Here is a 26,776-nt window from a genome sequence, read left to right as displayed (position 1 = left end):
TCGCGGACCTGATCCTCGCCGGGGCGCCGGCGCTCGATCCGACCGTTCACGGTGACGGGCCGGGTGTGTTGGGGGCGATTCGTGCGCACGTGCAGGTGACTGTGTCCGCGTTGACGCTCCTCGGTGGGGACGAGAACCCCGCCGACCTTGTTGGCCGTAGCCCGATCGATGCCGGGACCGCGCGCTATCTTGCCGGCGAGACCTCGTCGTGGACGCGCCTGCTCACGAATCCGGTCGACGGGACCGCGATCGCGGTCGACCGGCACCGGCCCTCTCTCGAACAACGCCGTCACCTGCGCGCCCGCGACCTGCACTGCCGCTTCCCCGGATGCCGGCAGGCGGCGATCCGCTGTGAACTCGACCACACGATCGACGCCGCCCTCGGCGGCCCGACAGCTCTGACGAACCTCGCGCACTTGTGTCAGCAGCATCATTCGATGAAGCAGTTCACGCCCTGGCGGGTGGAACAGCATCCGGGCGGGATCCTGGAATGGACTTCCCCGACGGGGCGCACCTATTGCGAAGACGCCCCCGCCCCACCGGTCGTGTTCGTGCCACGGGGACACCCCATCCGACGTGCCCGGCTCCGCCCGGCCGAACTCGACGACCCGCCCGAGGAGGCGGACGGTCGACTCGGTGCGCCCGCTCCGCCCGCTCCGCCCGAATCTGTTGCGTGCGCGCGCTACCGGCCGGGGATCTTCGTGATGCCTGACGACGCGGTCGACTGCGTCGACGCTGACATCGCGCCCTTCTGAGTGCGCGGTCGGCGGCCCCGCCATCGAGGGCTCGGCGGCTGTGACCTCGTGGTCCGTGCTTCCCCGAGTCGCAGTCCGATCGCTCCGCGCAAGGCCGCCCGGTCGACGTCACCCGCCGGTGGTCGGCGTCACCCAGCGCCAGCTGTCGTCAACCGAGCGGGCCCCGCGACGGCGCGCGCCGCAGAGTCGCCGATGAAGGCCACCGTCCGACCGCGACCGCGACCGCGACCGCGACCGCGACCGCGACTGCCGCCGCAGCGAGCGCGAGCTCGGCCACCGTCCCCCGAACGGGGGTGCGGTGGATGCGGGATCGCGGTGAACCCGCTCGCGTGCTATCCCGTTGACCAGGATGGAGGTGCCATGACCGTCGACGACGCCACGAAGCTGCGCGAGCTGCACGACGCCCACGCGGCGGTCGTGTGGCGCTACGTCGTGCACCTCACGGGCGACCCCGTCGGCGCCGACGACATCGTGCAGGAGACGCTGCTGCGGGCCTGGCGCAGCAAGCGCATCCTCGAGCAGGAGGTCGACAGCACCCGCAGCTGGATGATGAAGGTCGCCCGCAACCTCGTCATCGACAACGCGCGCAGCGCCCGTCAGCGTCACGAGCTCGCCGTCGACGAGCCGCCCGAGCGCGGGGAGCCCGACCGCACCGACCAGCTGTTCGAATCGCTGCTGGTCGCCGGGGCGCTCGCGACGCTGACCACCGAGCACCGCAGCGTGGTCGTGCACGCGTACTACGGCGGCCGCGGCATCGCCGAGGTCGCCCGCGAGCTCGACATCCCCGAGGGCACAGTCAAGTCGCGGCTGCACTATGGACTGCGAGCGCTGAGGCTCGCACTGCAGGAGAGGGGAGTGACCCGATGACCGACCCGAACGATCACGAGCGCCTCGCCCAGTGGGATGCGAGCTATGTGCTCGGTGCGCTGCCGCCGAGCGAGCGCCGCGAGTACGAAGCGCACCTCGAGACCTGCGAACGCTGCCGTGCCGCCGTCGCCGAGCTCGCGCCGATGCCGGGACTGCTGTCGCGGCTGAGCGTCGAGCAGGCCGCGTCGATCGGGCGCGAGGCCGACTCCGGCGTGCCGGTTCCGGCACCGGCCCCCGCACTCTCCGCATCCACCGCCAACGGGCCGCCTGCCGATCTGCTCTCGCTCGTCGTCGCCCGCGACCGGCGTCGTCGGCGCCGTCGCGTCGGACTCGTGCTGGCCGCGGCCGCCGCGATCGCGCTGCTCGTGACCGTGCCGCTCGCGGTCACACAGCTCGGCACCCCGTCGACGTCAGCGCCGATCGCCCTCGAACGCACCCTGCCGACCACCGCGCTCAGTGCGAGCGTGCGGCTGACGAGCGTCGGCTGGGGCACCCGCATCGACATGGACTGCGCGTACGGCGCGGATGCGGCGGGTCCGCCGAAGGACGGCTGGGTCTACGGCCTCTACGTCGTCGACCGCGACGGCGACGAGAGCCAGGTCTCCACCTGGAAGGTCACGAGCCGCAAGGACGTGAACCTGACAGCCGCCACCGCGCTCGCGCGCGCCGAGATCGCCCGCGTCGAGGTGCGTGCGCTGCCCTCCGGCCAGGAGCTGCTGGGCGCCGATCCGAGCTGATCCTGAACCTTTCGGGCGCCGGTCTCGTCTACCCCCTGAGACCGCATCCGCGGCCCACCGGTTCACGAAAGGCGTCGACGATGCGCACCCGGATCCCCCGTTCCCGACTCACCCTCGTCCCGCTCGCGGCGGCGGCGATCACCCTGTTCGCGCTCGCGGGCTGCACTTCCGCGCCGTCCGGCTCGGGCGACAGCAGCTCCGGCGACAGCAGCTCGGCGCCCGCCGACGACAGCTCCGCCGACTCCGGATCCGACTCGTCGGCCGATGCGACCGCGGCCCTCACGACCGCCGACAGCAGCCTCGGCACGATCGTCGTCGATGGCGAGAAGATGACGGTCTACATGTTCGACAAGGACACGCAGAACGCCACCAGCTCGGCCTGCTCCGGTCAGTGCGCCGCCGCGTGGCCCGCCGTGCACGCCGACTCCGACAGCCCGAAGGTGGATGGCGTGACCGGCAAGATCGGCACCATCACCGGAACCGACGGCGAGAAGCAGCTCACGCTCGACGGCTGGCCGCTGTACTACTACGCGGCCGACAAGGCCGCCGGCGACACCACCGGCCAGGGCGTCGGCGGAGTCTGGTGGGTGCTCGCGCCCGACGGAACCAAGATCAGCGGCTGACCCGCTCACGGTCAGTCGGCGGCGAGAGCCCCGCGCCTCTGCGAGTGGGGTGCGGGGCTCGCGTCGTGAAGCCCTGACCGCGGGGTCCGGGCGGAGCGACGTCGGCGCCGACGTCGGTCAGGTGCGCGCGGGGACGAGTTCGCCGAGTCGGGTGTTCAACGTCGGCACCAGCGTCAGAGCGAACGAGCGTGAGAGATGATTGCTGTCGCTGTAGACGACCATTCCGCCGAGATACGGGTGGCACCAGGTCGAGTCGCAGTAGACGTCGTCGAGGTCGAGCACCGACGCCCCCGTGGCGTTGGCGGCCTCGACCATCGGATCTGCGTAATCCCGCACGGCGGAGAACGGCATCCGGCACGCTTCGGCGTCCACTCCGAGACGAATCTGACAGTCGGGCGCGCCCTCGCCGTATTGGGTCGGCAGCGCCTCCGTACCCGGGGCGTCCTTGGCGACGATCACGCGGATGCCGGCCGCGAGCAGCTTCTGGAAGGCCGGCTCGACGTCGGCGGCGGAGAGCCCCGCAACCGTGTCATCGCCAGGGGAGTAGAGGCGCGTACGGTTCGTCACGATCACGGCGTCGAGGTCGTGCTCCGCGACCAGCTCGTCGACCAAGGCGGTCGAGTTGTCGGCGCATTGGACGACCTGCGACTGCGGGCTTCCCCAGAGGGCGAGCATGGGGCGGTCCGCGATGAGCGGACAGCCGGTCTGCGAGTAGACGTCCAGACGCCATCCCTGCTTCTGCGCGACCTTGGTGACGGGTTCGAAGAGGCGTACCGCGTGCGAGTCTCCGATGAGCGCGACCCGTGCTGTCGGCGACGGCGGATCCGCGAGTCGACAGTGGCCGGGGGCGATACCGACATCGAGCCCGGACGTGCAGTCGATGTAGGGAGAGACCGGGAGATCGAACGCGAAGTCGGCCAACTCCGAGAGCGGCCGCGACGGGGAACGGTCTGCGCAGCTGTCATCGACCACAGCGGCGGCGCCGGCGCAGGGCTGGTCCGCGCCGATGATGAAACCTCCGGGCCGCGACACCGATCCGAGAGCGATCGCGCTCGGCGTTGCCACCAGGAGCATCGCGACCAGCGTCGCCAGCAGCGTCCACCTCGGACGTCGCCGTACGAAGACGCTCCGCGTTCGAATCGGATCCTCGATGACGGTCTTCGACAGCCACCCGAGCAGCAGCGATCCCCCCAGGATCGCCGCCTTCTGCACTCCGATCAGCGGCGCGTGGGTCGCGAAGGGAACGAGGACGACGAGCGGCCAATGCCAGAGGTAGACCCCGTACGACACATCGCCGACGAATCGGACAGGCGGGAACCGCCCCGCGATGCTGGGCGTGATCGCGTAGGCGTTTGCCGGCATGCCTGCCACGATCACCGCGAGCGTGCCGAGAACCGGCAGCAGAGCGGTGTACGACGGGAAGGGCGTCGTGTCGCTGTAGAGCACGAGGGCCGCGCCGATCGCCGCGTATCCGATCCAGCTGAGCACCGTTCGCAGGGCTGAAGGGAGGCGGCTCGGCGGCGGCGCGAACGCGATCAGGCCGCCGAGCCCGAACTCCCATGCTCGGGTGAAGGTCGAGAAGTACGCGGCCGCGCCGTCGGCCGTCGTGGTCACGATGGATGCGATCAAGCTCCCGGCGACGACCACGGAGAGCACGGCGAAGAGCACGCGCCGATGGGCCTGCAGTCGTCGGCGGGCGATCAGCAGGGCCACGAGGAAGAGCAGCGGCCAGACGATGTAGAACTGCTCTTCGGTCGACAGCGACCAGAAGTGCTGCACGGGAGACGGTCTGTTGGTCTGGGCCGAGTAATCGACGGCGTTCGCCGAGAGGGTCCAGTTCTCCACGTAGAACGTCGAGGCGATGAACTCCTGCATGAACTGCGCCCATCGCGTCTGCGGCACGATCAGCAGCACGGCGATGGTGGTCACGAGCACGGTGGTGAGCGACGCGGGGATCAGGCGTCGCGCGCGAGCCGACCAGAACCGTCCCAGCGGCACCCGGCCCTGTCGATCGATGTCACGCAGGAGATGGCCGGTGATGAGGAATCCTGAGATGGCGAAGAACACATCGACTCCGACGAATCCGCCCGGCACTCGATTCGGCCAGAGGTGGTAGAGCACGACCGCCACGACGGCGACTGCACGAAGCACCTGGATCTCGAGCCGCACTTCCGCCTGGCGAGCGGTCGCCGGCGAGCTCACGGATTCTCGGGTTTCGGCGACAGTCATAGGAGTCCACGCTACCTGCCGACGGCGGCGCCGCTCCACGCGTAGGCGACCTCGGGGCGGCCCGGTGTCCCGTAGCGCTGCGAGCGCCGGGCGAGCCCGATCTCGGCGAGGTGCTCGAGGTAGCGCCGCGCGGTGACGCGCGAGAGCTGAAGGGAGGCCGCCGTCTCGCTCGCCGACCGCGGCTCGGCCGCCTGCCGCAGCGACTGGCTGACGGCGTCGAGCGTCGTCGCGGTGAGTCCCTTCGGCAGCGGCGCGGCGTGGGCCGGGCGCAGGTGCGCGAGCAGCGCATCCACCTCGCCCTGCGACGTCGCCGCGTCGGCCCCGGCGAGCCCGTCGCGGAACGCCCGGTACTGCTCCAGCCGCTCGCGCAGCGCGGGGAAGCCGAAGGGCTTGATGAGGTACTGCGTCACGCCGACCGACACCGCGGTCTGCACGGCCTCGAGGTCGCGCACCGCGGTGATCGCCATGATGTCGACGCCGACCCGTTCGGCTCGCAGGCGTCGCGCGAGCTCGAGGCCGTGCCCGTCGGGCAGGGTCAGGTCGAGCAGCACCAGATCGATCCCGCCGGGGTGCACGGTCGTCAGCGCCGCGTGCGCCGCGCCGGCGCTGTGCGCGACGGCGACGACCTCGAAGCCGTCGACGCGGCCGACGTAGGCGGAGTGCGCCTCGGCGGCGAGCAGGTCGTCGTCGACCACGAGCACGCGGATCATGCGGACGATCCTGCCGTGGATGCGGGGCGCGTGCCGTCGGGGAAGCTCGCGATCGCCGTCGTCGGCGAGGCCGTCGCGCCGTCGGCATCCACCTCGAAGCGCAGCTCGCCGCCGGCCGCCTCCGTGGCGGCCCGCGCGACCGCGAGTCCGTTGCCGTGCGCTCCGCCCGGATCCGACTTGCTCGTCACCCCGAGGTCGAAGACGGCGTCGAGGCGGTCGGCGGGGATGCCGCGGCCGCTGTCGGCGACGCGCAGCTCGACAGCGTCCGCGCCGGTGCCGACCGCGGCGCCGTCCGCAGCGCCGCCCGAGTCCGCACCGGCGCCGGGCTCCGGCCGCGCACCCGTCCGCCGCAGCATGACCGCCACCGTGCGCGGCGCCTCCGCGGCGAGCGCCGCGTCGATCGCGTTGTCGACGAGGTTGCCGACGACCGACACGAGAGCCGAGGCTCCGAGCGGCGGAACCGCGCCCGGCTCGGCCGTCACGGTCAGCTCGACGCCGCGCTCGTTCGCCTGCGCGGTCTTGCCGAGCAGCAGCGCGCCGAGCACCGGGTGGTCGACGGTCGCGAGCATCCGATCGGCCAGCTCCTGGCTCGTGCGCGTCGACTCCGAGGCGAGCTCGATCGCCTGCTCCACTCGGCCCAGCTCGAGCAGCGCGACGAGGGTGTGCACGGTGTTGGCGTGCTCGTGCGCCTGCGCGCGCAGCGCATCGCGCATGCCCCGCGTCGAGTCGAGCTCGCCGATCAGCTGCTGCAGCCGGCTCTGGTCGCGCAGCGTCATGACCGAGCCGCCGGCGTCGGCGGGGGAGCCGGGCGCCGCCTCGGCGGGCTCCTGGTTCACCAGCAGCAGCGTCGCACCGTCGAGGTGCGTCTCCTCGACGGCGCGGCGTCCCTCGTCGATGAGCGTCGCGACCGCCGGCCCGACACCGAGTGCGGCGGCGCTCGCCGGCAGCGCCACCGTCCCCGCCGGCGGCAGCCCGAGCAGCTCGGCGGCCTCGTCGTTGTAGAGCACGACCCGGTGCTCGCGGTCGCTCAGCACGAGGCCCTCGCGCACCGAGTGCAGCACCGACTCGTAGTAGCCGACCATGCGCCGCAGCTCCGCCGGGCCCATCCGGCCCGTCACCCGCCGCAGCGAGCGCTGCACGACGAGTGCGGTGATCGCGCCGACCAGCACGACGGCGGCGGCGACGCCGAGCACGAAGGGCAGTCGGCCGGCCACGATCGCGCCCACGTTCGTCGTGGTCACGCCCGCCGACACGAGACCGACCACGACGCCGTCGCGTTCGATCGGAACGACGGCGCGCACCGAGGGCCCGAGGGTGCCGGTGAAGGTCTCGGTCAGCTCGCGGCCCTTCAGCGCGGGCCCGATCGTGCCCTGGAACGGCTTGCCGATCTGGCTCTGATCCGGATGCGTGACGCGGATGCCGTCGGGCGTCATGATCGTCACGAAGTCGACGCCCGCCTCAGTGACGAGCTCGAGCGCATAGGGCTCGAGCTGCGCGGTCGCGTCGGGCGCATCCACCTCGGAGCGCACCCGCGGATCGACCGCGACCGTGCGCGCGACCGACAGCGAGGTCTCAGCGGCGTCGCGCTCGGCCGAGCTCTGCGCGTCGACGGCCAGCACGGCCAGCAGCGCGCCGGCGATGAGCACGGCGGCCGCGAGCTGCACCCAGAACACGCGCGCGGCGATGCTGATCGCCCGCGGCGGGCGGGTGTCGCTCGTGCGCGCTGCGGGCATCGTCGCTCCTGAAACCGTTATGAACACAAGTTCCGCGGCGCTCGCGGCGTCGCCACCCTGGGGCGATCACCTTGTCACTCCAGGGCCGCGACGACGTCGTCGCAGCCGGATGGGAATCACCGGAACATGGCAACGACGCTATCGTCCCCCACAGGCGGACCCCGCCGCGGCCTCCGCCGCATCGAGAAGAACCACTGGCTCTACATCGCCGTCATCGTGGCGGTCGTCGCCGGCGCGCTCGTCGGCATCCTGGCGCCCGACTTCGCCAAGGGCCTCGAGCCGATCGGCAAGGCCTTCGTCAACCTGATCAAGATGATGATCGCGCCGGTCATCTTCTGCACGATCGTGCTCGGCGTCGGCAGCATCGCGAAGGCCGCGACCGTCGGCAAGGTCGGCGGGCTCGCGGTCGTCTACTTCCTCGTGATGTCGACCTTCGCGCTCGGCATCGGCCTCGTCGTAGGCAACATCATCCACCCGGGTGAGGGCCTCGACCTCTCGACGGCCGAGTACCAGGTCGACGACTCCCAGAAGGAGGCGACGACGACGAGCGACTTCATCCTCGGCATCATCCCCACGACCCTCGTGTCGTCGCTCGTGTCGGGCAGCATCCTGCAGACCCTGCTCGTGGCGCTGCTCGTCGGCTTCGCGCTGCAGACGATGGGCGACAAGGGCACCGGCATCCTGGATGCGATCCGCTCGATCCAGACGCTCGTCTTCCGCATCCTCAACATGATCCTGTGGCTCGCGCCGGTCGGCGCCTTCGGGGCGATCGCGGCTGTCGTCGGCAACACCGGAGCCGGCGCGCTGCTGGGGCTGGCGACGCTGATGATCGCGTTCTACGTGACGTGCATCCTGTTCATCGTCGTCATCCTCGGCGGGCTGCTGTTCCTGGTCACCCGGGTCAACATCTTCCTGCTGATGAAGTACCTCGCCCGCGAGTACCTGCTGATCGTCGCGACCTCGTCGTCGGAGGCCGCCCTGCCGCGGCTGATCGCCAAGATGGAGCACGTCGGCGTCAGCAAGTCGGTGGTCGGCATCACGGTGCCCACTGGCTACTCCTTCAATCTGGATGGCACGGCCATCTACCTGACGATGGCGTCGCTCTTCATCGCGACGGCGATGGGGACGCCGCTGGCGATCCCCGAGCAGATCGGCCTGCTGGTCTTCATGATCATCGCCTCGAAGGGCGCCGCCGGCGTGACGGGTGCGGGGCTGGCGACGCTCGCGGCGGGTCTGCAGACCTACCGGCCCGACCTGGTCAACGGCGTCGGCGTGATCGTGGGCGTCGACCGCTTCATGTCGGAGGCGCGCGCCCTGACGAACTTCACCGGCAACGCGGTCGCGACCCTGCTGATCGGCACCTGGACCCGGCAGGTCGATCCGCAGCGCGTGCGCGAGGTGCTGCACGGGGCGAAGCCCTTCGACGAGGCCCGCTTCGCGCGGGCGGATCCGCACACGGCCGTGAACGACTTCACCGACGAAGAGGAGGTCGCGGCGGTAACGGCGGGATCGGGTTCGAGTCGCAAGGAATAGCGACGGTCGGGTGACGGTTGAGGAGGTCGATGCAAACGCATCGACCTCCTTCGTCGTCGTGGCGGGGAGTGCTCGAAAGGAAGCCAGCCATGTCCCGCTCGATCGTCGTCGTCTCCGCCGGACTCTCGCAGCCCTCGTCGACCCGCCTGCTCGCCGACCGCCTCGCCGAGGCCGCCGCGCGAGAGCTCGCCCTCGACGGCGACAGCGTCGACGTGCACGTGATCGAGCTGCGCGACCTGGCGATCGACGTGACCAACAACCTCGTGACCGGCTTCGCGAGCGCGAAGCTGCAGTCCGAGATCGACCGGCTCGTCGCCGCCGACGGCGTCATCGCGGTCACGCCGATCTTCACGACGAGCTACAGCGGACTCTTCAAGTCGTTCATCGACGTGCTCGACCCCGAATCGCTGCGCGGCATGCCCGTCCTGCTCGGCGCGACCGGGGGCACCGAGCGCCACTCGCTCGCGATCGACTACGCGCTGCGCCCGCTCTTCGCCTACCTGCGCGCGGATGCCGTGCCCACGGCCGTCTACGCGGCCTCGGCCGACTGGGGCGGCGACGACGTGCTCGGCGAGCGCATCGACCGTGCCGGCGCGGATCTCGCCGAGGCCGTGCGCCGCTCGCGTCGCGTCGCCCCCGCCGACCGTCTCGCGGTGCCGCTCGGCTTCGACCCGAGCGGGGCGAGCACGGCGGCGCGTCGGGCCTGAGCCGCTCGTGCGGTCGCGGAGGTCCGCGTCGACGGCCGGACCGCCCTCCGCGCCCGGGATGCGGCACCGTCAGGGGAGTGCGGTGCCGCATCCGGGGCCTGCGCCCCTCCGCGCAGGAGCCGATGGCCATCGGGTTGCCGTCGGATCAGCAGTGATTCGGCGCTGACGGCCGAGGGGATGAGCCCGTCTTCGGGGGTCAGCCCGTCGACCGCGGCGCCGCGTCCCGCCGCCGGCTCCACCGCGACACGATCGAGTCGATCGTGAATCCCACGACGATCGCGACCACGACCGAGCAGCCCACGGCCAGAAGGGGCTGGTCGCGCAGCAGCGCCCCGAACGCGGCGCCGATGCCGACGTTGTAGAACGCCCAGCCGATTCCGGCCGCGATCGACAGCGGCAGGAATCGCCGAGAGGCGAGACCCGACGCTCCCGCCGTCAGATTGACGGCGATGCGGGCGAAGGGGATGTAGCGCGCCGTGAACACGAGCACGGCCGGCCGGCTCCGCACCGTCGCGCGCGTCCGGTCGAGCGCGGCGCGGACGCGGCCGCGGCGCATCCAGCCCCAGCGGTCGAGACCGACCCGTCGACCCAGCCGGAACAGCGCGCTGTCGCCGATCACCGCGCCCAGCGCCGCGATCGGGATGACGGCCCACAGCGACGGCGAGCCGGTGGATTCCGCGAGCGACCCGAGCGCCACGACGAGGGTCTCGCTCGGCAGCACCACGACGAAGGCGTCGGCGACCACGAGCGCGAATAGCGCGGGCAGCAGCCACGGCGAGGCGGCCAGCTCCGTCATCCACGGTTCGCTCACGCGCTCAGCGTCGCCGGGTCGGGTGAACGGCGGATGACGCCCCGGCGCGCTCGCCCGCACCGCGACGCGCCCCGGATTCCGCGGCGGAACCCGCGGTTGGCCCGCATCCGGCGACATGGTGGCGACCCGTCGGGGTCGACTCGGCATCCATTCGGCGAAGCCTGGGTGCCGGGGCCCCGATCGGCCCGTCGGCGGCCGCGTCGTCCGCGACTCTGGGAGCCGTGAGGGTCGCGCTGGTCGCCGAATCGTTCCTGCCCCAGATGAACGGGGTCACCAATTCGATGCTGCGGGTGCTGAAGCACCTCGAGGCACGAGGCCATGAGGCGCTCGTGCTCGCCCCGGGTCCGGGGCGCACGCCGCTCGAGACCGGCCGCCTGCACGGCGCCGGCTTCACCGGCTACCGCTCGCTGCCGTGGCCCGGATACCCGGAGGTGCGGGTCGCGCTCGCCGCCACCCGCACGCTGACGACGGCGCTCGCCGACTTCAGGCCCGACGTGCTGCACCTCGCGGCGCCGTTCGTGCTCGGCTGGCAGGGCCTGCGCGCCGCCGAGGCGCTCGGGGTGCCGAGCGTCGCGATCTACCAGACCGACATCCCCGGCTACGCCGCCAAGTACGGCATGCCGGCGACCGAGGGGCTGCTCGAGCGGCACCTCGCGAAGCTGCACAACGCCGCGGATCTGACGCTCGCGCCCTCGTCGGCGGCGATCGCCTCGCTCGAGTCGCTCGGCGTCGAGCGGGTCAAGCTGTGGGCGCGCGGCGTCGACGGCGAGCTCTTCGCCCCGCACCGGCGCGACGAGCGACTGCGCCGCGAGCTCGCGCCGCACGGCGAGCTGCTCGTCGGCTACGTCGGCCGACTCGCGCCCGAGAAGCAGGTCGAGGATCTGGCCGCGCTGCATGGGATGCCCGGCGTCCGGCTCGTGATCGTGGGCGACGGCCCGAGCCGCGCGCTGCTCGAGAAGACGCTGCCCGAGGCCGTGTTCCTCGGCTTCCGCTCGGGCGAGGATCTCGCGCGCACGGTCGCCTCCTTCGACGTCTTCGTGCACCCCGGCGAGCACGAGACCTTCTGCCAGACGGTGCAGGAGGCGCTCGCGAGCGGCGTGCCCGTCGTCGCGACCGGTCGCGGCGGCCCGCTCGACCTGGTGCAGTCGAGCCGTACCGGCTGGCTCTACAAGCCGGGCGACCTCGGCGACCTGCGCGCCCGCGTGGCCGACCTGACCGGCGACGCCGCCAAGCGGCGGGCCTTCGCGGATGCGGCGCGCGCCTCGGTCGCGGCCCGCACCTGGGAACGTCTCGGCGACGAGCTGCTGGAGCACTACGACGATGTGCGCGAGCAGCGCGGCGCGGTCGTGCCGAGCCGGGTGCCGAACCGGCGGTGGGCGCGCTACGTCGCCCTCGGCGACTCGCTCACCGAGGGACTCTGCGACGCGTCGCGGCAGGCGGCCGGGCAGTGGCGCGGCTGGGCCGACCGGCTCGCCTCGCTGCTCGCGAGCGGCGACCAGGCGGCGTCGCCCTCCGCACCCGGTGTGCGCACGCTCGATTACGCCAATCTCGCGGTGCGCAGCAAGCGCATCCAGGAGGTCATCGACGAGCAGATCCCGCGGGCTCTCGCGCTCGAGCCCGACCTGGTGAGCGTGCTCGTCGGCGCGAACGACCTCGTGCGGCTCGGCGCCGACCCGGTCGCGCTGGCCCGGCGGCTCGGCGCGGGCATCCGCGCGCTGCGCGACACCGGAGCCGACGTGCTCGTCGTCGGGGTCTTCGCGCCGCCGTACCGCGGACTCGGTGCGCTGCGCACCCGGTTCCGCCGCTTCAACCGCGAGCTCGCGCTGCAGTGCGAGGCGGCCGGCGCGCGCTTCCTCGACGTGGCGAGCACGGGCGCCTTCGCCGACGCGGGCGACTGGGCCGCCGACCGCGTGCACCTCAGCTCGATCGGGCACCGCACCCTCTGTTACCGCGCCGCGGCCGCGCTCGGCATCCCCGGCGCCGAGCAGTTCGAGGCGCTGGATGCGGCGGTGCACGTGGGCGCCGACGCCGACGCGCCGGGGGAGCGGCTGCCGACCGCCCGCTGGCTTCTGCAGCACGCCGCGCCCTGGGCCGGACGCCAGGTGCTCGGACGCCGCGCCGGCGACGGCCTCGCCGCCAAGCACGCCGAGGCGGTGCAGCTCACCGCGAGCGGCGTCGCCGACATCCCCGACTGATCGACCGATCAGCGACTCGCCGCTCCACCGCGACGCTCCCGAAAGGCATCCCATGCGCATCTCCGTCATCGGCTGCGGCTACCTCGGCGCGGTGCACGCCGCCGCCATGGCCTCGCAGGGACACGACGTGATCGGCATCGACGTCGACCCGGTGCGCCTGGGCGCGCTGCGCGAGGGGCGCGTCCCCTTCCACGAGCCCGGCCTCGAGCAGCTGCTCAGCGAGGGGATGAGCGCGGGCCGCCTGCGCTTCAGCACCCAGATCGCCGACGCCGCCACGGCGCAGGTGCACTTCGTCGCGGTCAACACCCCGCAGCGGCTCGGCGGCGACGAGGCGGATCTCGGCTACGTCGAGGCGGCGCTGCGCTCGCTCGCCCCGCACCTCGCGCGCGGAGCGCTCGTCGTCGGCAAGTCGACGGTGCCGGTGGGCACCGCGCGCCGACTCGCTCCGCTGCTCGACGGCCGCGCCGAGCTGGTCTGGAATCCCGAGTTCCTGCGCGAGGGCCACGCGATCGACGACACCCTCCGTCCCGATCGCCTCGTCTACGGCGTCGGCGACGATCCGGACGCGGCCGAGCGCGCTCAGACCCTGCTCGACGCGGTCTACGCGCCGCAGCTCGCCGCGGGCGTTCCGCGCATCGTCGCCGACCGCGAGACCGCTGAGCTGGTCAAGGTCAGCGCGAACGCCTTCCTCGCTCTCAAGATCTCGTTCATCAACGCCGTCGCCGACGTCTGCGCGGCCACGGGCGCCGACGTGAATCTGCTGGCGGATGCGATCGGTCACGACGCCCGCATCGGCCGCCGCTTCCTCGGTGCGGGTCTGGGCTTCGGCGGCGGCTGCCTGCCGAAGGACATCCGCGCCTTCGGGGCGCGCGCCGCCGAGCTCGGCGAGGAGGCGATCGGCTCGCTGCTGCGCGAGGCCGACCGCATCAACCTCGGGCGTCGGCACCGCGCGGTCGAGCTGCTGCGCACGGCCCTGAGTTCGGAGCCCGGCGCGGCGGCGTCGGCCGATCAGGGCGGCGATCTGCGCGGCCGCCGCATCGCCGTGCTCGGGCTCGCCTTCAAGCCCGACTCCGACGACATCCGCGACTCGCCCGCGCTCTCGGTCGCGACCGAGCTCGCGCTGCTCGGCGCCGAGGTCGTCGCGCACGACCCGCACGCCGTGCCGAAGGTGCGCGCCGCCCGTCCCGAGCTGACCTGCGTCGACACGGCCGCCGACGCCGTCGTCGGGGCGGATGCGGTGCTCGTGCTCACCGAGTGGCGCGAGTACCGGGAGCTCGACCCGGCGGCACTCGCCGCGACCACGCCGGCCCGGCTGGTGCTGGATGCGCGCAACTGCCTCGACCCGGCCGCCTGGCGCGCCGCCGGCTGGGACTACCGCGGCCTCGGCCGCCACGAGCAGGCGCTCGGCGCCCTCGTCGCCTGACCGCATCGGTCGGACGGCCTCGGGCAGCCGACGAGCGGCGCGGCGGCTGCTCCGGACCCGCGCGGCACGTCGCCGAGCCCCGGAAACCCGCGCCTGCTAGTCTTCCCTCGGTCACCGTCCGGTGATCACACAATCGGAGCAGACCGGCGCGAAGCTGGTCACCGGTGGTGGTCTTCCGAGCATCTGAGGCTCGGAGCGCTTCTACTGTTGGCCAGAGCCACGCCCGGCCCTGACGCGCACTCGCGCGTGCCGGCGTTCTTCCCGCCTCACGCTCCTGGAGGTATTCCGCGCGCATCGCGGAAAGCAAAGGAGAGACCCATGGAGGGTCCCGAGATCAAGTTCGCCGAGGCGGTGCTCGACAACGGCCGATTCGGCAAGCGCACCGTCCGCTTCGAGACCGGCCGTCTGGCCCAGCAGTCGCAGGGCGCGGTCGCCGCGTACCTCGACGAGGACACCATGCTGCTCAGCGCCACCAGCGCCGGCAAGCACCCGCGCGAGGGCTTCGACTTCTTCCCCCTGACGGTGGATGTCGAAGAGCGCTCGTACGCCGCCGGCAAGATCCCCGGCTCGTTCTTCCGCCGCGAGGGCCGCCCCTCGACCGAGGCGATCCTCGTCTGCCGCCTGATTGACCGGCCGCTGCGCCCGTCGTTCGTCGACGGCCTGCGCAACGAGGTGCAGATCGTCATCACCGTCCTCAGCATCGCGCCCGACGAGTTCTACGACGCCCTCGCGATCAACGCCGCCTCGGCCTCGACCCAGATCTCGGGTCTGCCGTTCAGCGGTCCGATCGCCGGCATCCGCCTGGCCCTGATCCCCGGCTCGAACGGCGGCGACGACCAGTGGATCGCCTTCCCGAAGCACTCGCAGCTCGCCGAGGCCGTCTTCGACCTGACCGTCGCCGGTCGTGTCGTCACCGCCGCCGACGGCAGCGAGGACGTCGCGATCATGATGGTCGAGGCCGAGGCCACCGAGGGCAGCTGGGAGCTCATCCGCGCCGGCGCCACGAAGCCCGACGAGGCCGTCGTGGCCCAGGGCCTCGAGGCCGCGAAGCCGTTCCTCAAGCAGCTCGTCAAGGCCCAGGCCGAGCTCGCCGCCCAGTCGGCGAAGGAGATCCAGGAGTACCCGGTCTTCCTCGCCTACGACCAGGCCACCTATGACGTCGTCGCCGGCGAGGCCTACGACGAGCTCGTCGGCATCTACCAGATCGCCGACAAGCTCGAGCGCCAGAACGCCGACGACGCCCTCAAGGACCGCGTCAAGGCGACCGTCGCCGCCAAGGTCGAGGCGGGCGAGCTGCCGGCCGACGCCAACGGCCAGGTCAGCGCCGCCTACAAGTCGGTCACCAAGAAGATCGTGCGCGGCCGCATCCTCAAGGACGGCGTGCGCATCGACGGCCGCGGCCTGAGCGACATCCGTGCGCTCGACGCCGAGGTGCAGGTCATCCCGCGCGTGCACGGCTCCGCGATCTTCCAGCGCGGCGAGACCCAGATCCTGGGCGTCACCACGCTGAACATGCTCAAGATGGAGCAGCAGATCGACTCGCTGTCGCCCGTCACCAAGAAGCGCTACCTGCACCACTACAACTTCCCGCCCTACTCGACCGGTGAGACCGGCCGCGTGGGTTCGCCGAAGCGTCGCGAGATCGGGCACGGCTTCCTCGCCGAGCGCGCGCTCGTGCCGGTGCTGCCGAGCCGCGAGGAGTTCCCCTACGCGATCCGCCAGGTGTCCGAGGCTCTCGGCTCCAACGGCTCGACCTCGATGGGCTCCGTCTGCGCCTCGACCCTGTCGCTGCTCAACGCGGGTGTGCCGCTGCGCGCCCCCGTCGCCGGCATCGCGATGGGCCTCGTCTCCGACGAGGTCGACGGCGAGACCCGCTACGCCGCGCTGACCGACATCCTCGGCGCCGAGGACGCCCTCGGCGACATGGACTTCAAGGTCGCCGGAACGAGTGAGTTCGTCACCGCGATCCAGCTCGACACCAAGCTCGACGGCATCCCGTCGTCGGTTCTGGATGGCGCGCTGAAGCAGGCCAAGGACGCCCGCACGGCGATCCTCGCGGTCATCAACCAGGCGATCGACGCCCCCGACGAGATGGCCCCGACCGCGCCCCGCGTGATCAGCGTCAACATCCCGGTGGACAAGATCGGCGAGCTGATCGGCCCCAAGGGCAAGACGATCAACGCGATCCAGGACGAGACCGGCGCCGACATCTCCATCGAGGAGGACGGCACCGTCTACATCGGCGCGGTCGACGGCCCCTCGGCCGAGGCGGCCCGCGCGCAGGTCCTCGCGATCGGCAACCCGCTGCAGCCCGAGATCGGCGAGCGCTACCTGGGCACGGTCGTGAAGATCGCCGCCTTCGGCGCCTTCGTCTCGCTGCTCCCGGGCAAGGACGGCCTGCTGCACATCAGCGAGGTGCGCAAGCTCGCCGGCGGCAAGCGCGTCGAGAACGTCGAGGACGTGCTCGGCGTCGGCCAGAAGATCCAGGTCGAGATCACCAAGATCGACGACCGCGGCAAGCTCTCGCTCGCCCCGGTGATCGAGGAGACCGAGGCTGCGGACACCGAGGGCGGCGCTGCCGCTTCGGACGGCCCCGAGGCTCCGGCCGAGGGCTGATCCTCCGGATCGCCCCGGATCTGTCGATCCACTGACCAGGGGCCCGGCTCCGCTCACGCGGGGTCGGGCCCTTCGGCGTCCTCGGCGCCGCGAGTCGGGGATGCCCGATCGGCGCGGTGTCGCGATTACTCGGTGATCGCGGTGCCGATCAGCTGCGCGCGGCCGAGCACGTGCCCGAGCATCGTGAAGCCGACGATCGCGGGCGTCGCCGCGGCATCCACGTCGAGGCTCGGCACGTCGAGCGCCGTGAGCGTGAAGAAGTAGCGGTGCTCGCCGTGGCCCGCAGGAGGAGCCGCGCCGAGGAAGCGCTGCAGTCCGGCCTCGTTCGGGCCGGTGACCGCGCCGGCGGGCAGCAGCGCCGCATCCGGATCGCCGGCGTCGGCCGGCAGCGAGGTCGCGTCGCCGGGGAGGTCGCGCACCGACCAGTGCCAGAAGCCGCTGCCGGTCGGCGCGTCGGGGTCGTAGACGGTGAGCACGAAGCTCTTCGTGCCCTCCGGCGCGCCGCTCCAGGCGAGCGCGGGGGAGCGGTCGTCGCCGCCGGCGCCGAAGATGGCCGAGCGCGCACTCGTCGGCAGGCGTCCTCCGGGCTCGAAGTCGGGGCTCGTGAGCTCGAAGCCCGGAACCTCGGGCAGGCGCCAGTTCGGGTCGTTGGCCATCGGCGGATCCTCTCTCGATCGGATGCGGCCCTCGCGCGGCCGCGCGGGGCCAGGCTAAGGCGAGCGGATCACGGCGCGCTGGCTGGCCGCGACAGGTGTCGGCGAACGGTCGGCGGCGGCCCGGACGCGCCCGTCGTCGTCGCCGACGGCGCTCGGCAGCGAAGGTCGAGGATCGGTAACGATTCCGCGCGGCGCTCGGCGGCGTGTCGCAGGCCGGCGATAACCTGCATCGCAATCGGGCCGTGAGCGTCAACAACAGCATCCATCACGTGCCCGGCTCGCGAGCCAGGGGAGAGGCGCATGAGCGACGAGTCGGACCGCGGAGTCCCCGCGCCGGCTCGACCTGCGCCGACAGCGCTGTCGGGCTCGACGGCCGACGGAGCCCCCGCCGATCGGCGCCCGTCCGGGTCGTCGTCGACGACCCTCGACGAGCTGACCGGCGAGCTGGCGATCGCGCCGCGCCTGGCCCCGACGACGGCGCAGACCGCGACCGTTTACGGCGACCTCGCCCCGCGCCGCCGCCGCGTCGGCATCTCCGATCTCCGCGTGTTCCCGGTCGCCCTCAGCGGCAACGTCTTCGGCTGGACCGCCGACGGGCCCATCGTCGACGGCATCCTCGACGTCTACCGCGCCCAGGGCGGCAACTTCCTCGACACGGCCGACTCCTACGCCTCGGGGCGCAGCGAGACCATGATCGGACGGTGGATGAGCTCGCGCGGCGTGCGCGACGACATGGTGCTGGCGACCAAGGTGGGCAAGAGCGACAACCACCCGGGTCTTTCCGGGCGGGCGGTCACCGCCGCGGTCGAGGCCTCGCTGCGTCGCCTGCAGACCGACCGCATCGACCTGCTCTACCTGCACATCGACGACCCCGAGGTGGAGTTCGACGAGACGCTGCTCGCGGTCGACGACCTGATCCGCGCCGGCAAGGTGCGCTGGTTCGGCGGCTCGGACCACACCGGCGAGCGGCTGTTCCTGGCGCGGGTCGCCTGCGCCCACCTCGGCGTCGCGCCGATGATCGCGGTGCAGAACCAGTACAGCCTGCTGTTCCGGCGCGAGTTCGAGCGCGACATCGCGCCGGTCGCCGCGCAGCAGGGGCTCGCCATGATGCCGCGGTTCCCGCTCGCCGGCGGTGCGCTCAGCGGCAAGTACCGCGGCCGCGGCGACCTGCCCGCCGGGTCGCGCGGTCGCAGCCTCGCTCAGCTCTTCTCGCGCAGCGCTGCCCGCGTGGTCAACACGCTGCGCGACATCGGACGGGAGCGGGATGCCGCACCCGCGACGGTCGCACTCGCCTGGCTGCTCTCGAAGCCGCTCGTGACGGCGCCGGTCGTGTCGGCGAGTTCGCCCGAGCAGGTCTTCGACCTGACGCAGGCGGCCGGCCTCGCGCTGACGCGCCAGCAGGTCGAGCGCCTCGACCGGGCCAGCGAGGGCTTCTGAGGCTTCGGCGTCATCCGCCCGCACGCACGAGACCCCGGACGGCTCCAGATCCGCTCGGGATCTCGCAGCGGGCGGAGTCCCGAAGAAGGTCACCGCACCGGCGGGCTGTGCGTTCGCCTCTCCGCCGGTGCGGGAGTCGTCAGCTCGCGGCGGCGAGGGTGCGGTCGAGGCTGCGCTGCAGGGCGCTCTTCGCCGCGATCGCGTCGCCCGAGAACGCGCCGCTGAGGGCGCCGTCGCGGGCGAGCACGAGGTCGTCGGCCGCTTCGCCGGCCATCGGGTGGCCGAGCTCGCGCAGCGCGTCGTCGAGGCGCTCGGCGAGCAGCTCGCGGTGCTCGCGCACGATGGCGCGGGCCGGGTGGCCGGGCTCGGGGAACTCGGCGGCGGCGTTGGTGAACGGGTCGCCGCGGAAGCCGTCGCCCTCGATGTCGCTGATCGCCAGCTCGACGACGGCGCGCACGACGCCTTCGGCGCTGCCGGCGGCGCGCTCGTCGATGCGGCCGTTCTCGAGCTCGTGGCGGTAGCCGAGGTAGTCGAGGATCAGGCGGTCCTTCGAGCCGTAGTGCTTGTAGAAGGTCGCCTTGGTCACCTTCGACTCGCCGATGAGGCGGTCGATGCCGACGTTGCGGATGCCCTCCGACGTGAACAGGGCGTCGGCGGTCTGCAGGATGCGCAGCTTCGCCGGGGCGATGGGCCGGGTGCTCGCGGTGAGCGGGGAGGTGATCGGCACGGGCGTTCCTTCTGACGGGCCGCGGTTATCGGCCACTCCTGATCCTGACGGGTATGTCGCTCGGGCTCTCGGGTGCGCCGGTCGCGACCAGTTCGCGGACGTCGGCGGAGCGTTCCCGTCCGGCCGATCGGGACTGACGCACTGCTCCGGGTCGAGGGGACGACCCCGGCTCGCCTCGGCCGGTGTGACGGGACCCGCTCCGCCGGTCCGTGCGGTCGAGTGTACGTGATGCGGACAGACAGACGTGTCTGTCTGTCCGCATGATCCCGACCCCAGTTCGGGGGCCGCCCCGGGGCTCGCCCCGAGGTCGGTGACGGAGGCGTGACGTAGGCTCGTCGGGCCATGAACAGAGCTGTCCGTCTCCCGCTCGATCTGCCCGAACTCGACGTGACCGCCGCCGGCGGCTCCCGGGTGCGGCGCTCCGTCCTCCCGAGCGGAGTGCGCATCCTCAGCGAGAGCGTGCCCGGCGCGCAGAGCGCGACGGTCGGCTACTGGGTCGCCGTCGGCTCGCGCGACGAGACCGCGGGCGGCTTCGGCTCCACTCACTTCCTCGAGCATCTGCTCTTCAAGGGCACCGCCGAGCGCAGCGCCCTCGACATCGCGGTCGCGTTCGACGCGGTCGGCGGCGAGAACAACGCCCTCACCGCGAAGGAGCACACCTGCTACTACGCGAAGGTGCGCGACCTCGACCTCGAGATGGCCGTGACGGTGCTCGCCGACATGGTGACGTCGAGCGTGCTGGATGCCGAGGAGTTCGAGAGCGAGCGCGGCGTCATCCTCGAAGAGCTGGCCATGGCCGACGACGACCCGGGCGATGTCGCGGGGGAGCGCTTCGTCGAGGCGGTGCTCGGTGCGCATCCGCTCGGCCGCCCGATCGGCGGCAGCCCCGAGTCGATCCGCGCGGTCGGCCGCGACGCGGTCTGGCAGCACTACCGCCGGCACTACTCGCCGGGCGAGCTCGTCATCACGGTGGCCGGCGCGGTGGATCACGACGCGCTCGTCGGCTGGGTCGAGCGCGGTCTGCGGACCGCCGGCTGGGATCTCGACGTCGCGGCCTCGCCCGCGGCGCGCCGACCCGACGCCCCCGCCCGCATCGAGCGCGGCAGCGCGCTCGTGGTCGTCGACCGCCCGCTCGAGCAGGTCAACCTCTACGTCGGCACGACCGGCATCAACGGCTCCGACGAGCGCCGCAGCGAGCTCGGCGTGCTCAACGCGGTGCTGGGCGGCGGGATGTCATCCCGCCTCTTCCAGGAGATCCGCGAGAAGCGCGGCCTCGCCTACTCGGTCTACTCCTATGCCTCGGCCTACTCGGATGCCGGCGTCTTCGGCCTCTACGCCGGCTGCGCGCCGCGCAACGCCCCGGAGGTCGTCGATCTCATGCTCGGGCAGCTGCGCACGATCGCGAGCGACGGCATCACCGCCGAGGAGCTGACGCGCGCCCGCGGCCAGATGGCCGGCGGCGCCGCCCTCGCCCTCGAAGACAGCGACACCCGCATGAGCCGACTCGGTCGCAGCGAGCTCGGCACCGGCGAGTTCCTCGACCTCGACGAGAACCTGCGCCGCCTCGACGGCGTGCAGCTGGCCGATGTGCAGCGTCTGGCCGCCGACCTCGCCGAGCGACCGCTCAGCCTGGCGGCGGTCGGCGCCGTCACCGAGAACGACTTCACCGGCATCGCCGGGCTCAGCGACGAGCCCTCCGCCGCGTGACCCCCACGACTCCAGGAGCTCCCGTGTCCCGTTTCCTCTACCTCGTGCGTCATGGCGAACAGCGCGACGCCGAGTTCGGCTTGCCCGACGGCCCGCTCAGCCCGCGCGGCGTGCGTCAGGCGCGCGCGATCGCCGAGCGCCTCGGCGGCGTGCCCTTCGACGCGGCCTACACCTCGCCGCTGCAGCGCGCGCAGGAGACGGCGAAGATCATGACCGAGCGGCTGCCCTCGCTCGAGGCCGAGCCCTCGGCTCTGCTCATGGACTGCATCCCGGCCGGCCCCTCGTCCGACATGCCGCACAGCTTCGAGTCGTTCTTCGGCGGGGTCACCCCCGAGGAGATCGACGCGGGCGAGGCGCAGATGGCGGATGCCTTCTCCGAGTGGATGACGCCCTCGCGCGAGGACCGCCACGAGCTGCTGATCACCCACAACTTCGTCATCGCCGCGTTCGTGGCGCACGCCTTCGGCGCGGCGCCGTGGCGCTGGATGGGTGTGAACCAGGCGAACTGCGGCCTCACGATCATCCGCGTGCGCTCGGCGAAGCCCCCGGTGCTGCTGACGCACAACGACCTCGGCCACCTGCCGGCCGAGCTGCGCACGGGCCTCCCGGTCGATCAGCCGTACTGAGCCGCGGAGCCCGACGCGGTCGACGGCGGGCGGTCGGGCTCCGGAAGCCAGTGCGTCGCCGCGACCGGCTTCGCGTACCAGGTCGTCGCGTTGGGGTTGTCGTTGTAGGGCTCGACGGTGACGTAGCCCGAGCTGCGATAGAGACCCCCGGCCGCCTCGAGGCTGTCGTTCGTGTCGAGCACGAGCTCGGCGGCTCCGAGCGCGGCCGCGCGGCGCTCGAGCTCCTCGAGGATGCCGCGGCCGAGCCGGCGCCCGCGCGCGGCCTCGCGCACGTAGAGGTGCTTGATCTCCCAGCGCGCGCCGAGCGGGCCGTCGTCGATACGGCGGATGCCCCCGCATCCCAGCAGCTCTGCCCCGTCGGCCACGACGAGGAACAGTCCGCGATCTGCGGTGAACGCCGCCGGATCGGGGAGCTTGGTCTGGTAGGTGCCCTGGGCCGAGGGGAAGGTCTTCTCGCGACCGGTGAAGTACTCGGTCAGCAGCGTCTGGGCGTCGGGGGCGTCGACGGCGGTCTCGCGGAAGTCGGTCACGATCCCAGGCTAGATCGCGCAGGCGGGCACTGCCGACGCGTGCCGACCCGCGGTGGCCCGGACGCGCCCGGGGTGTCAGATCGCGACGGGATGCGCCGCGCCACGAGCGTCGGCCGTGCGGTGCTCGCCGGCGGTCACCTCGGCCCACACCGCGTCGAGCGAGAGTCCGAGCACCTCGGCGAGGGCGGCGATCGTGGGGAACGCCGGGGTGGCGATGCGGCCGGTCTCGATCTTGCGCAGCGTCTCGGGCGAGATGCCGGCGTCGAGCGCCACGGTGAGGGGTGAGCGGTCGCCGCGAGCGGTGCGCAGAAGGGATCCGAGTCGCTCTCCACGCTCGAGTTCGGCGGGGGTGAGCGGCAGTCGGACCATGGCCCGATGATAGTCCCGGTATTATCTGGCCGGTACTTTCTGGCCGGTATAGTTATCCGGTGATCGAGATCCTGACCCCGGCCGAGGTCGACAAGGCGCGCGCGACCGGCGCCCTCGTCGGCGACATCCTGCAGACCCTCAAGTCGAAGAGCCTTGTCGGCACGAACCTGCTCGAACTCGACGAGATCACCCGGCAGCTGATCGTCGACGCCGGGGCCGAGTCGTGCTACGTCGACTACGCGCCCTCCTTCGGCAACGGCCCCTTCGGGCACTACGTCTGCACGGCCGTCAACGACGCCGTGCTGCACGGCATGCCGCACGACTACGCGCTCGCCGACGGCGACCTGCTCACCCTCGACCTCGCGGTGCTGCTCGACGGCATCGCCGCCGACGCCGCGATCAGCTTCGTCGTGGGGGAGTCCGCTCGCGCCGAGGACCTCGCGCTGATCGACGTCACGCAGCGCGCTCTCGCCGCCGCGATCGACATCGCCGGCCCCGACGTGCGGGTCGGCGATCTCTCGCACGCGATCGGGCAGGTGCTGGGCGCCGAGGGGTACCCGATCAACCTCGAGTTCGGCGGGCACGGCATCGGCTCGACGATGCACGGCGATCCGCACGTCGCCAACGACGGGCGCCCGGGCCGCGGCTACCGTCTCCGCCCCGGGCTCCTGCTCGCGCTCGAACCGTGGGTCATGGCCGACACCGACGTGCTGGTGACGGATGCCGACGGCTGGACCCTGCGCAGCTCCACCGGCTGCCGCACGGCCCACACCGAGCACACGATCGCGATCACCGAGACCGGCGCCGAGATCCTGACGCTGCCGTCGCGCTGAGCGTCGGTGCGCGGCGCCGCGAGCCCGACCGCGAGGCCTCTCGCTGGGCCGGTCGCGCGCCCCGCGCTCGCCTAGGCTGGACGCCATGACCTCACGAGTCGCCGTCGTCGGCGCCACCGGAAAGCTGGGTGGCCTCGCCGCCGATCTGATCGACCGCACCGAGGGCTTCGAGGTCACGGCGCGCCTGTCGTCGAAAGACGGGCTGGATGCGCTCGCCGACGCCGATCTCGTCGTCGACATGACCGTCCCGGTCGTCTCGCCCACGATCGTCGAGGCGGCGCTCTCCGCCGGCAAGCCGGTGCTCGTCGGCACCTCCGGCTGGAACGCCGAGCGTCTCGCGAAGCTCGGCCACCGCCTCGCCGAGCTGCCCGACCTGGGCGTCATCGTCGTGCCGAACTTCTCCGTCGGCTCGGTGCTCGCGACCCGCTTCGCGGCGATCGCCGGCCGCTATTTCGACTCCGTCGAGATCATCGAGGCGCACGCCGCGACCAAGATCGACTCGCCGTCGGGCACCGCGACCCGCACCGCCGAGCTGATCACGGCCGCCCGTGCCGAGCTCGGTCCGGTCGCCGCCCCCCACGTCGATCAGCGGGCCCGCGGACAGCAGGTGGCGAGCATCCCCGTTCACTCGATGCGGATGTCGGGCATCGTCGCCCAGCAGGACGTCGTGTTCGGCGGTGAGGGCGAGGTGCTGCGCCTGACGCATCAGACGATCTCGGGCCGCTCGTACGAGGCCGGAATCCTCGCGGCGCTCCGTGCGCTGCCCGACGCCCGCGGCCTCACGGTCGGTCTCGACGCGATCCTGGGCCTGGATGACTGAGTCGGCCGAGCGGGACCCGGCGGCCGCGCACGGTCCAGCCGAGCACGGTTCAGCCGAGCACGGTTCAGCCGAGCACGGTCAGCCGGCTGGGCAGCCGGCAGCCACGGCCGGCGCCGGCGCCGTCCCGCGCCGCCGCGGCGCCCTGCTGCGCGCTCGCGCCGCGGCGATCGTCATGGCGGCCCTGCTGCTGCTCTACCTGGTCTTCGCGCTCGGGTACGCGATCCTGCTGCTCACGATCGGGGAGCCGGTCGCGATCGCGCTCGGCGTCGCCCTGATCGTGCTGCCGTTGCTGGGCATCTGGGCGCTCGCCGCCGAGCTGATCTTCGCCGTGCGCGCCGACCGGCTCGCCGCCCGGCTCGAGTCCGAGAACGGGATGCCCGCCGAACCCCTGCCGGTGCAGGCGAGCGGGCGCGTCGACCGCGACGCCGCGGAGGCCGTCTTCCCCCGCTACCGCGAGGCGGTCGAAGCCGCCCCCGACGACTGGCGGGCCTGGTTCCGACTGGGTCTCGTCTACGACGCGAGCGGCGACCGCCGCCGGGCGCGCTGGGCGACGCGGCAGGCGATCCGCTACTCCCGGGCCTGAGCTCTAGAGCGGCCGCGCCGCTCAGGCCTCGCCGCGCACGACGGCCGCGACCGCGTCGTCGATCTCGCCGTGCTTCCAGTGGAAGCCGTCGGAGCGCAGCCGCGTCGGCAGCACCTCGGCGCTGTCGAGCAGCAGGCGCTGACCGGCCTCGCCGAGCATCCGCACCGCGAACTCCGGCGCCGGCAGCAGCCGCGGCCGGTGCAGCTCGCGCGCGTAGACCCGCGTCACGCGGTCGCTCGTGGCCGGGGTCGGGCCGACCAGGTTGACCGGACCCGCGAGCTCCGAGTCGAGCAGGTGCCGGATCGCCGCGACCTCGTCGAACAGCGAGATCCACGGCCAGAACTGACCTCCCGAGCCGAAGCGCGTGCCGAGGCCGAACTGCGTCAGCTGCCGCACCGGCCCGAATCCGCCGCTGTGCGCGACGACGACGCCCGAGCGGATGCTGACGACGCGGGTGCGATCGGCCGCACCCTGCGCGGCCGCCTCCCAGTCGACGACGAGCTCGGGCAGGAAACCGCTGCCGGGCGCGGAGTCCTCGCTGAGCCGCTCGCCGGGCCGGTCGCCGTAGATCCCGACCGCGGAGGCGTTGATGAGCACCCGCGGGGCAGACTTCGCGCGACCGATCGCCGTGGCGATCGTGCGGGTCGTGTCGAGGCGCGAGTCGCGCAGCTCGGCGCGGTAGCCGGCCGTCCAGGGGATGCGGCCGACGCTCGCGCCGGACAGGTTGACGACCGCGTCCACCCCCTCCAGCTGGGCGGGGTCGAGTCGGCCGGCGGCCGGATCCCATCTCACCTCCTCCGAGCTGCGCGGATCGCGGCGCACGAGGTGGCGCACCTCCTCGCCGGCGGAGCGGAGGGACTTCGTGAGGGCGGTGCCGACGAGCCCGGAGGCTCCGGAGATCAGCACCCGGCGTGAACGGGCCATGCGGGCGTCTTTCGGGTCGGGGGAGCGGATGGATGCGGTGCCGGCGTCGCGACGCCGTCGGCGGGAGCGCGGCGCGCGCGGCGCGTCGTCGGCCGTCGCCTAGGCGAGGCTCGCCTCGAGCGTGATCGGGATGCCGGCGAGGGCCTGCGACACCGGGCAGTTCCTCTTCGCGTCCTCGGCCGCCGCGATGAAGCCGGCCTCGCTGAGACCGGGCACCTTGGCGCTAACGAGCAGGTGGCTGCCGGTGATCCCGTGACCCGGCGCGAAGGTCACGGCGGCGGTGATCTGCAGGCTCTCCGGCGGGGTGCCCGCCTGACCGAGCGCGTTCGACAGGGCCATCGAGAAGCAGGCGGAGTGCGCGGCGCCGAGCAGCTCCTCAGGGTTCGTGCGGCCCGCGACGCCCTCGGCGCGCGCCGCCCAGGTCACCGGGAACTCGCCCGCGTCGGAGGAGTCGAGGCTGGTCGCGCCCGATCCGCTCGCCAGATCGCCGAACCAGAGCGTCGTCGCCTCGCTGGTCACTGCCATGGGGTCCTCCTCGCGGGGTGCCGGGACGGCGGGATGCGGAGCGACGGCACCGAGGTGCGGCACGGCTCCGGCGGGTGCCGCTCACACTACGCGCGGGCGC

Annotated in this window: 22 protein-coding genes and 2 pseudogenes; 14 read left to right on the top strand and 10 right to left on the bottom strand. The window is 72.6% G+C overall.

Annotated features, from left to right (window positions below):
- From FJ657_RS12320 to FJ657_RS12305, 4 genes and pseudogenes are all read left to right on the top strand, one after another.
- Positions 1-589 (top strand): annotated as a pseudogene (locus FJ657_RS12320) (HNH endonuclease signature motif containing protein); the annotation flags it as partial.
- Between the two features lie 526 nt (positions 590-1,115).
- Positions 1,116-1,622 carry a sigma-70 family RNA polymerase sigma factor gene (locus FJ657_RS12315; protein WP_141163889.1) on the top strand — a complete coding sequence of 169 codons (507 nt, stop codon included), beginning with the start codon at positions 1,116-1,118 and terminating at the stop codon, positions 1,620-1,622.
- Positions 1,619-2,359: an anti-sigma factor family protein gene (locus FJ657_RS12310; RefSeq protein ID WP_141163888.1), complete on the top strand. Its 741-nt coding sequence runs from the start codon at positions 1,619-1,621 to the stop codon at positions 2,357-2,359. The genes FJ657_RS12315 and FJ657_RS12310 overlap by 4 nt, the downstream gene beginning before the upstream one ends.
- Before the next feature lie 80 nt (positions 2,360-2,439).
- Positions 2,440-2,982, top strand: a complete 543-nt coding sequence (locus FJ657_RS12305) for a COG4315 family predicted lipoprotein (protein ID WP_141163887.1) — start codon at positions 2,440-2,442, stop codon at positions 2,980-2,982.
- A 117-nt stretch (positions 2,983-3,099) separates the two neighbouring features.
- On the opposite strand, the gene FJ657_RS12300 is transcribed toward FJ657_RS12305, so the two are convergent.
- The 3 genes from FJ657_RS12300 to FJ657_RS12290 are packed head-to-tail and all read right to left on the bottom strand — an operon-like array spanning position 3,100 to position 7,654.
- On the bottom strand, positions 3,100-5,184 hold the full coding sequence (locus FJ657_RS12300; RefSeq protein WP_219995903.1) for an acyltransferase family protein: 2,085 nt from the start codon (positions 5,182-5,184) through the stop codon (positions 3,100-3,102).
- 38 nt (positions 5,185-5,222) lie between these two features.
- Positions 5,223-5,921: a response regulator gene (locus FJ657_RS12295; protein ID WP_141163885.1), complete on the bottom strand. Its 699-nt coding sequence runs from the start codon at positions 5,919-5,921 to the stop codon at positions 5,223-5,225.
- On the bottom strand, positions 5,918-7,654 hold the full coding sequence (locus FJ657_RS12290) for a sensor histidine kinase (protein ID WP_141163884.1): 1,737 nt from the start codon (positions 7,652-7,654) through the stop codon (positions 5,918-5,920). Before FJ657_RS12290 ends, FJ657_RS12295 begins: the two co-directional genes overlap by 4 nt.
- Positions 7,655-7,780: 126 nt before the next feature.
- On the opposite strand from FJ657_RS12290, the gene FJ657_RS12285 reads away from it, so the two are divergent.
- Both FJ657_RS12285 and FJ657_RS12280 read left to right on the top strand, forming a co-directional pair.
- Positions 7,781-9,187 (top strand): cation:dicarboxylate symporter family transporter, encoded by a 1,407-nt coding sequence (locus FJ657_RS12285; protein ID WP_141163883.1) that lies wholly within the window; start codon positions 7,781-7,783, stop codon positions 9,185-9,187.
- Between the two features lie 89 nt (positions 9,188-9,276).
- Positions 9,277-9,894 (top strand): FMN reductase, encoded by a 618-nt coding sequence (locus tag FJ657_RS12280; protein WP_141163882.1) that lies wholly within the window; start codon positions 9,277-9,279, stop codon positions 9,892-9,894.
- Positions 9,895-10,090: 196 nt separating this feature from the next.
- On the opposite strand, the gene FJ657_RS12275 is transcribed toward FJ657_RS12280, so the two are convergent.
- The gene (locus FJ657_RS12275; protein WP_181408952.1) at positions 10,091-10,705 is read right to left on the bottom strand and encodes a DedA family protein; all 615 of its coding nucleotides are present in this window, start codon (positions 10,703-10,705) and stop codon (positions 10,091-10,093) included.
- Positions 10,706-10,926: 221 nt separating this feature from the next.
- Between FJ657_RS12275 and FJ657_RS12270 the strand changes: the two genes are divergently transcribed.
- The 3 genes from FJ657_RS12270 (at position 10,927) to FJ657_RS12260 (ending at position 16,939) form a co-directional block, all read left to right on the top strand.
- Entirely contained in the window at positions 10,927-12,900 is a 1,974-nt protein-coding gene (locus tag FJ657_RS12270) for a glycosyltransferase (RefSeq protein WP_141163880.1), read from the top strand.
- Positions 12,901-12,952: 52 nt separating this feature from the next.
- Positions 12,953-14,323 (top strand): UDP-glucose dehydrogenase family protein, encoded by a 1,371-nt coding sequence (locus FJ657_RS12265; protein WP_141163879.1) that lies wholly within the window; start codon positions 12,953-12,955, stop codon positions 14,321-14,323.
- 318 nt (positions 14,324-14,641) lie between these two features.
- Positions 14,642-16,939 (top strand): polyribonucleotide nucleotidyltransferase, encoded by a 2,298-nt coding sequence (locus FJ657_RS12260; RefSeq protein WP_141163878.1) that lies wholly within the window; start codon positions 14,642-14,644, stop codon positions 16,937-16,939.
- A 125-nt stretch (positions 16,940-17,064) separates the two neighbouring features.
- On the opposite strand, the gene FJ657_RS12255 is transcribed toward FJ657_RS12260, so the two are convergent.
- On the bottom strand, positions 17,065-17,595 hold the full coding sequence (locus FJ657_RS12255) for a YbhB/YbcL family Raf kinase inhibitor-like protein (protein WP_141163877.1): 531 nt from the start codon (positions 17,593-17,595) through the stop codon (positions 17,065-17,067).
- Positions 17,596-17,895: 300 nt separating this feature from the next.
- Between FJ657_RS12255 and FJ657_RS12250 the strand changes: the two genes are divergently transcribed.
- Complete coding sequence (locus FJ657_RS12250; protein ID WP_141163876.1) at positions 17,896-19,032, top strand: aldo/keto reductase; 1,137 nt, start codon at positions 17,896-17,898, stop codon at positions 19,030-19,032.
- 139 nt (positions 19,033-19,171) lie between these two features.
- Here the strand turns inward: FJ657_RS12250 and FJ657_RS17105 are convergent, their stop codons facing one another.
- The gene (locus FJ657_RS17105) at positions 19,172-19,759 is read right to left on the bottom strand and encodes a TetR/AcrR family transcriptional regulator (RefSeq protein ID WP_181408951.1); all 588 of its coding nucleotides are present in this window, start codon (positions 19,757-19,759) and stop codon (positions 19,172-19,174) included.
- A 342-nt stretch (positions 19,760-20,101) separates the two neighbouring features.
- On the opposite strand from FJ657_RS17105, the gene FJ657_RS12240 reads away from it, so the two are divergent.
- Complete coding sequence (locus FJ657_RS12240; RefSeq protein WP_141163874.1) at positions 20,102-21,466, top strand: M16 family metallopeptidase; 1,365 nt, start codon at positions 20,102-20,104, stop codon at positions 21,464-21,466.
- 23 nt (positions 21,467-21,489) lie between these two features.
- Positions 21,490-22,092 (top strand): histidine phosphatase family protein, encoded by a 603-nt coding sequence (locus tag FJ657_RS12235; protein WP_141163873.1) that lies wholly within the window; start codon positions 21,490-21,492, stop codon positions 22,090-22,092.
- On the opposite strand, the gene FJ657_RS12230 is transcribed toward FJ657_RS12235, so the two are convergent.
- Positions 22,080-22,622 (bottom strand): GNAT family N-acetyltransferase, encoded by a 543-nt coding sequence (locus FJ657_RS12230; protein WP_141163872.1) that lies wholly within the window; start codon positions 22,620-22,622, stop codon positions 22,080-22,082. The two genes, FJ657_RS12235 and FJ657_RS12230, sit on opposite strands and share 13 nt — an antisense overlap.
- A gap of 75 nt (positions 22,623-22,697) precedes the next feature.
- Positions 22,698-22,991 carry a helix-turn-helix domain-containing protein gene (locus FJ657_RS12225; protein WP_141163871.1) on the bottom strand — a complete coding sequence of 98 codons (294 nt, stop codon included), beginning with the start codon at positions 22,989-22,991 and terminating at the stop codon, positions 22,698-22,700.
- A gap of 59 nt (positions 22,992-23,050) precedes the next feature.
- Here FJ657_RS12225 and map point away from each other — a divergent pair, with 59 nt between their 5' ends.
- Positions 23,051-23,824, top strand: coding sequence for a type I methionyl aminopeptidase (gene map, locus FJ657_RS12220; RefSeq protein WP_141163870.1), 774 nt, complete (start codon positions 23,051-23,053; stop codon positions 23,822-23,824).
- Positions 23,825-23,909: 85 nt separating this feature from the next.
- Positions 23,910-24,759: pseudogene (dapB, locus tag FJ657_RS12215) on the top strand (4-hydroxy-tetrahydrodipicolinate reductase); the annotation flags it as partial.
- Between the two features lie 489 nt (positions 24,760-25,248).
- Here the strand turns inward: dapB and FJ657_RS12205 are convergent.
- Both FJ657_RS12205 and FJ657_RS12200 read right to left on the bottom strand, forming a co-directional pair.
- Positions 25,249-26,151: a TIGR01777 family oxidoreductase gene (locus FJ657_RS12205; protein ID WP_141163868.1), complete on the bottom strand. Its 903-nt coding sequence runs from the start codon at positions 26,149-26,151 to the stop codon at positions 25,249-25,251.
- Positions 26,152-26,250: 99 nt separating this feature from the next.
- Positions 26,251-26,676 carry an OsmC family peroxiredoxin gene (locus FJ657_RS12200; RefSeq protein ID WP_141163867.1) on the bottom strand — a complete coding sequence of 142 codons (426 nt, stop codon included), beginning with the start codon at positions 26,674-26,676 and terminating at the stop codon, positions 26,251-26,253.
- Between the last annotated feature and the right edge of the window lie 100 nt (positions 26,677-26,776).

The sequence above is a fragment of the Schumannella soli genome (genome assembly GCF_006517435.1).
GTDB lineage: Bacteria > Actinomycetota > Actinomycetes > Actinomycetales > Microbacteriaceae > Schumannella > Schumannella soli.
This window is presented reverse-complemented; position numbering and strand designations above follow the sequence as displayed.

Bases quoted from the DNA above. Each gene is read 5' to 3' on its own strand.
- FJ657_RS12205 (WP_141163868.1), bottom strand. From the start codon at position 26,151: ATGGCCCGTTCACGCCGGGTGCTGATCTCCGGAGCCTCCGGGCTCGTC.
- FJ657_RS12265 (WP_141163879.1), top strand. From the start codon at position 12,953: ATGCGCATCTCCGTCATCGGCTGCGGCTACCTCGGCGCGGTGCACGCC.
- FJ657_RS12260 (WP_141163878.1), top strand. From the start codon at position 14,642: ATGGAGGGTCCCGAGATCAAGTTCGCCGAGGCGGTGCTCGACAACGGC.
- FJ657_RS12315 (WP_141163889.1), top strand. From the start codon at position 1,116: ATGACCGTCGACGACGCCACGAAGCTGCGCGAGCTGCACGACGCCCAC.
- FJ657_RS12200 (WP_141163867.1), bottom strand. From the start codon at position 26,676: ATGGCAGTGACCAGCGAGGCGACGACGCTCTGGTTCGGCGATCTGGCG.
- FJ657_RS12310 (WP_141163888.1), top strand. From the start codon at position 1,619: ATGACCGACCCGAACGATCACGAGCGCCTCGCCCAGTGGGATGCGAGC.
- FJ657_RS12240 (WP_141163874.1), top strand. From the start codon at position 20,102: ATGAACAGAGCTGTCCGTCTCCCGCTCGATCTGCCCGAACTCGACGTG.
- FJ657_RS12285 (WP_141163883.1), top strand. From the start codon at position 7,781: ATGGCAACGACGCTATCGTCCCCCACAGGCGGACCCCGCCGCGGCCTC.
- FJ657_RS12255 (WP_141163877.1), bottom strand. From the start codon at position 17,595: ATGGCCAACGACCCGAACTGGCGCCTGCCCGAGGTTCCGGGCTTCGAG.
- FJ657_RS12225 (WP_141163871.1), bottom strand. From the start codon at position 22,991: ATGGTCCGACTGCCGCTCACCCCCGCCGAACTCGAGCGTGGAGAGCGA.
- FJ657_RS12305 (WP_141163887.1), top strand. From the start codon at position 2,440: ATGCGCACCCGGATCCCCCGTTCCCGACTCACCCTCGTCCCGCTCGCG.
- FJ657_RS12295 (WP_141163885.1), bottom strand. From the start codon at position 5,921: ATGATCCGCGTGCTCGTGGTCGACGACGACCTGCTCGCCGCCGAGGCG.
- FJ657_RS12280 (WP_141163882.1), top strand. From the start codon at position 9,277: ATGTCCCGCTCGATCGTCGTCGTCTCCGCCGGACTCTCGCAGCCCTCG.
- FJ657_RS12290 (WP_141163884.1), bottom strand. From the start codon at position 7,654: ATGCCCGCAGCGCGCACGAGCGACACCCGCCCGCCGCGGGCGATCAGC.
- FJ657_RS12250 (WP_141163876.1), top strand. From the start codon at position 17,896: ATGAGCGACGAGTCGGACCGCGGAGTCCCCGCGCCGGCTCGACCTGCG.